The following is a 4,805-nucleotide window of genomic DNA, read 5'->3' as shown; positions in this document are numbered from 1 at the left end:
GGAGGTCTTCTCCCACCGCAGCACGGAGCACCACTGGTTGTACAGCTTGGGCAGGTCCCGGTGGGAGTGGATGATGTTGGCATAGTGCTCACAGAACAGGGTCTCGGAGGTGGGGCGGATGCAGTAGCGCTCCTCCAGCTTCTCGCTGCCGCCCATGGTTACCCAGGCGCACTCGGGGGCAAAGCCCTCCACGTGGTCCTTCTCCTTCTGGAGCAGGCTCTCTGGGATCAGCATGGGCAGGTACACGTTCTCGTGGCCGGTCTCCTTAAACTTCTCGTCCAGAATCTTCTGGAAATTCTCCCAGATGGCGTAGCCGTAGGGCCGGAGGATAAACATGCCCTTGATGGAGGAGTAATCAATCAGCTCCGCCTTCTTGCACACGTCGGTGAACCACTTGGCAAAGTCCACCTCCATATCGGTGATCTGTTCCACCTGCTTTTTGTCCTGTGCCATAACTCTATCTCAATCCTTTATCAAAAAATACTACATGGGTTCTCCCTATTTTATGCACTCGCCGTCCAAAAGTCAAGAGCAAGGGACCCGGATCGGCCTGATCCGGGTCCCCTTTCCGCCGTTCTTATCCGATTTTCAGCACCAGGGTAGCCACAAACTTGGCCCCGGAGTAGCTACCGTAGACCTGCACCGTGTCCCCGGCGTTCAGCCGGCCCAGGGAGGTGCTGCTGCCGGAGGTGCTGGTGAAGTTGGCGTCCGACACATCTACCGTCAGCACCGTGCCGTTGTCCAGCTGGATCATCAGGGTCCGCTCCGTGGTGTTGGGGAGCAGTACCGTACCGTTGAGCTGGGTGCTGGAGCTGGTACCCTCGTCCACCTCAATGGAAATGACCTGGCTTCCGCTGACTACCATGGCCACCTTGTCGTTGGGCTTGAGGGAATAGGGGGAGATGGCGGCGCCGTCCTGCGTCACCGACACCCCCTCCGCCACTGTGTAGGAGGCGGTAGTGCCGTCGGTGAGCTGTACGTCAATGGTAACGCCGGAGGTGTCCTGCACCACCCGGGTGATGGTGCCGGTGACGTTGGCGCTCTGGCTGGTGGTCTCCAGGGTGGCCACCTGGTTGTAGCGCACGGTGACGGTGATGGCGTCCCCGCTGCGGATCTTGTCAATGGAACTGCTCTTACCGTCCCGGTACACCGAAGGCAGGTTGTTCAGGTCCAGCTCAAAGGTCACCACGCCGCCGCCGGCGGTTTCCACCGCCAGGATAGTGGGGGTGCCGTAGGTAATGGAGTCGATCACTCCCTCGGTGGTGGTGGAGCCGGGCCAGGCGTCAATCTCCGCCGCCTGGCCGCCGGACAGGCGCACGGTGGCGTAGCTGTTCTTCTCCAGTTCCTTCAGGGCGATCTCTGTGCCGTTGTAGCGCACCACCGCGTTGGCGGCGATGTCGTAGGTCTCAGAGGTGCTGGAACCCACCTTGCCGATGGTGATGGTATTGACGGCCTTGGCATAGGTATAGTTGTTCACCACACCCTGGACATACTGGGTGACGGTATCCACCGAGATGCTCACCAGGCGGTTGGCGTTTTCGTTGTCCACCCGCATGCTCACATAGTCCCCCGCATGAGAGGCGCTCAGGCTGCCCGCCACACCGTTGACGGTGACGCCTGCGCCCACGGGCAGGGTGTAGCGCTGGCTCTCCCCGTTGAAGGAGGAGATCTGGAGGCTCTGGCCGTCGGCGGCCTCCGCCACGGAGACCAGAATGCCCTCTGCGCTGCGGCTGCCGCCGGAGAGCTTGACTCCCGCCAGGTGGCCCATGGCGTCCACATAGCACTGGGCGGTGGTGTAGCCCGCCGCCAGGTCGATCAGCTCCGCCCCGCCGGTCTTGCTCCCCACCTGCACGGCGGTAAACCGGTCAATGGCCAGGCTGCGGGTCACACCCTCCGCCACCAGGCTCATCCGGTCCTGGGTGATGCTGCTCACCGTGCCGCTCAGAACAGTGAGGGTACCGCCCAGGCGCACCGATTCGGCCGCGCCGGTCTTGCTCAGGTTGACCCGGGCATACTGACCTACCCGCAGGGCGGAGGTATCGGAGAGCATGTTGTTTTCATAAATCTTCACGTCGGAGGCCAGGGAGACGGTGTTGGTGCCGGTCAGCTCACTGTCCAGGGTGAGCAGAGTGCTGCCGCTGCCCCCGGCGGTCACCGCGGCGATGGTACCGCCTGTCCAGGCGTAATCGGTGTAGGCGGGCAGCTCGGCGTACAGGCCCCGCTCCTCCATAAAGTCCAGCGTCCGGCGGAGCATCACCGCCATCTCCGCCCGGGTGAGGGAACGGCTGGGCAGGAACTGGTTGTACTGGTCCCCCTCCACAATCCCGTAGCTGTTGAGTACGTACACATAGGGCTGGAGCACCCCGGAGATGGAGGCGGTGTCGGCAAAGTTCAGCGGGTAGCTGGTCAGGCTCTTGGCCAGCGGCTCCAGCTGCATGGCCCGCACCAAGTACATGGCCAGGGTCTCCCGGCTGATGGATTTCACCAGTCCGTCGGACTGGGCCAGAGACCGCAGCTCGGTCTCCGAAATGATGCCCGTCTCCAGACACACCGCCATCTCTTCCCCCGCCCAGGAGTACAGGGACTCCGGCATGATCTCCTCCAGCGTGTCCGCCCACACTTCCGAGATGGCGGCCTTGTCCACGTCGGACACACCGGTGGCCCGGGAGCAGAAGATCACCGCCTCGCAGGCGGTCATGGCCCGGTCAGGGGTGAAGGTGGTGGCGCTGGTGCCGTTGACCACCCCCAGAGTGGCCAGGTACTCCACGTCGGCTTTGGCCCAGTGGTTGGTCATGTCGGAAAACGTGACGGCCCCGGCGGATACCGTCAGCAGGGAGATGGTCATAACGGCCGTCAGCAGCCCGGCCAGAAATCGCTTCCCGTTCATACTTGTCCCTCCATTGTGTCGGTCGGTTTCCATAACTACCCTAAATTATAACGGCTCCCCATGGAAAAAGCAACAGCAAAAAGGCGCCGGGGAGTCCCCCGACGCCTGAGGCTGTCGAAAAAGCGGCGGAGCCGCTTTTTCGACAGCCTCTTTTTGCGCCCAGCTGCCCTCAGGCCGCCAGATTGCGGACAATGTTGAATACGGCAATGGCCAGCACCAGCAGCTGCACGGCGTTGAAGGCTTTCTCCACAGCCGTCTCGGAGATTTTCTTGTTCAGGCTGGCGCCGATGAACCCGCCGGCAATGGCGCCCACGATCATCACCGGCGCGATGGACAGGTCGTAGATCCCGAAGCCGGTGGTGAGGGCCACCGTCCCCAGCTTGGAGATCTGGGCAAACAGGATGGTCACCAGGGAGCACACCGTGGCCGACTTGGTGTCAAAGGAGAACAGGTAGATGATGAGGGCCACGTTGATGGGGCCGCCGCCGATGCCCAGGAAGGAGGAACAGATGCCCAGGAAGACGCCCACCAGCAGGGACACCACCACCCCCTCCAGATGCTTGCTGGGGATGTGGCTTTTGTTCTTCATGTAGAGGAACACCGCCAGGATGAGCAGGGACAGCACCACGTTCTGCACCACCGTCACCGCGGAGTTGGCCTGGAGAACTTCCACAATGGCGTGGAGCAGCTTCTCCCCCGCCAGCCCCCCCACCACCGAGCCCAGAGCCAGGGGAATGGCGGTGCCGAAGGGGATTTTGGTCTTGGCCAGCATCTGCTTGCCGATGGATACCACCGACATGGAGAACACGGTGAGGGAGGAGATCACCCCGATGGTCTGCACGTCGAAGTCGTGGAGCACGTCCATCAGCGGCTTGATGATGACGCCTCCGCCCATCCCCGTCAGGGAACCCACGGTGGTAGCCCCGATGGCGATGAGGAAATAAATCACATACTGCAAGGCAGCGCCTTCTTTCTACAGATTAGCCTCCGCAGGGGCAGCCGCTGATGGGGGCGGAGTTGAGGGCGGGGTCCTTCATGCACAGGTGGACCGCCGCGGTGGTAAAGGTCTTGGGCAGGGCCAGGATGTTGGGGTTGGGACCGGTGTACTTCTTCATGGCGTCCTGGAGGGCCTCCTCGAAGGTGGCCCGGGTCTTGAGGCCCATGCCACGGGCGATGCCCGGCTCCCGGGCGCCCACGATGTAGATGGCGGAGGTGTTCATCTCGGCGATGTGGCCGCAGCTCATCATGGAGAAGCCGTGGAAGGGGTGGAAGGCGTTGGCGAAGCGGTACTTGCGGATGTACTCCTGGTTGGTGGCGAAGTACTCGCCGTACCGGTTCATGTCGGGCAGGATGTTCATGTAGTCGTGCTGGAACAGATCATACAGCTCCCGCAGGTAGGGCCAGCGCTCGTCGTGGAAGTACCCGTCGCAGATGGAGGAGACGATGAACACGCACCGGTCGGACAGAATCCGCTTGTGGCGGATGACCTGGGCGGACAGGGCCTGCATCATCTGGATGGGGTTGGTCCCCATGCCGTTGCCGTAGTGGAAGTTGGTGGGCATACCGAACACCACGATGTCGTACTTCTTCTCCGCCCAGTGGACGTAGGTCCGCTTGTCCGCCATCTTCCAGGAGATGGGCTGCATCTCCTTGGCCCAGCCGGAGTTGATCTCGATCTGGCGGGACTTGGTGTCCAGCACCGCGTCGCAGCAGAAGAACTTCTTGCCCATCTTCTCTTCCATCAGCATGCCCTGCTGGTCGAACTTGCCCCGCATCACGCTGTTGGTGGACACGGGTACGAAGTCGGGCTGGTGCATGACCTGGGGGACGTGGTGGGCGGAGATGCTCCGCCAGTGGGAGATGCCGGTGGCGCAGTGCTTGTAGCCGCCGGAGTAGCCGCCGTAGGGGTTGCCCTGGG

General features: G+C 62.4%; 2 protein-coding genes and 2 pseudogenes. All 4 read right to left on the bottom strand.

The window, feature by feature from the left end; genetic code table 11:
- A pseudogene (locus Q0J74_RS10415) lies at window positions 1-453 on the bottom strand (proline--tRNA ligase); the annotation flags it as partial.
- Window positions 454-577: 124 nt separating this feature from the next.
- Entirely contained in the window at window positions 578-2,887 is a 2,310-nt protein-coding gene (locus Q0J74_RS10410) for an S-layer homology domain-containing protein (RefSeq protein WP_297214361.1), read from the bottom strand.
- Between the two features lie 169 nt (window positions 2,888-3,056).
- Window positions 3,057-3,836, bottom strand: a complete 780-nt coding sequence (locus tag Q0J74_RS10405) for a sulfite exporter TauE/SafE family protein (RefSeq protein WP_297214363.1) — start codon at window positions 3,834-3,836, stop codon at window positions 3,057-3,059.
- 31 nt (window positions 3,837-3,867) lie between these two features.
- Window positions 3,868-4,805: pseudogene (locus Q0J74_RS10400) on the bottom strand (hypothetical protein); the annotation flags it as partial.

Origin of the sequence: uncultured Flavonifractor sp., assembly GCF_944387675.1 — a bacterium.
Classification (GTDB): domain Bacteria; phylum Bacillota; class Clostridia; order Oscillospirales; family Oscillospiraceae; genus Flavonifractor.
The sequence above is the reverse complement of the archived record's forward strand: the minus strand, read 5'-3'. Positions and strand labels throughout refer to the sequence as shown.

Bases quoted from the DNA above. Each gene is read 5' to 3' on its own strand.
- Q0J74_RS10410 (WP_297214361.1), bottom strand. From the start codon at position 2,887: ATGAACGGGAAGCGATTTCTGGCCGGGCTGCTGACGGCCGTTATGACC.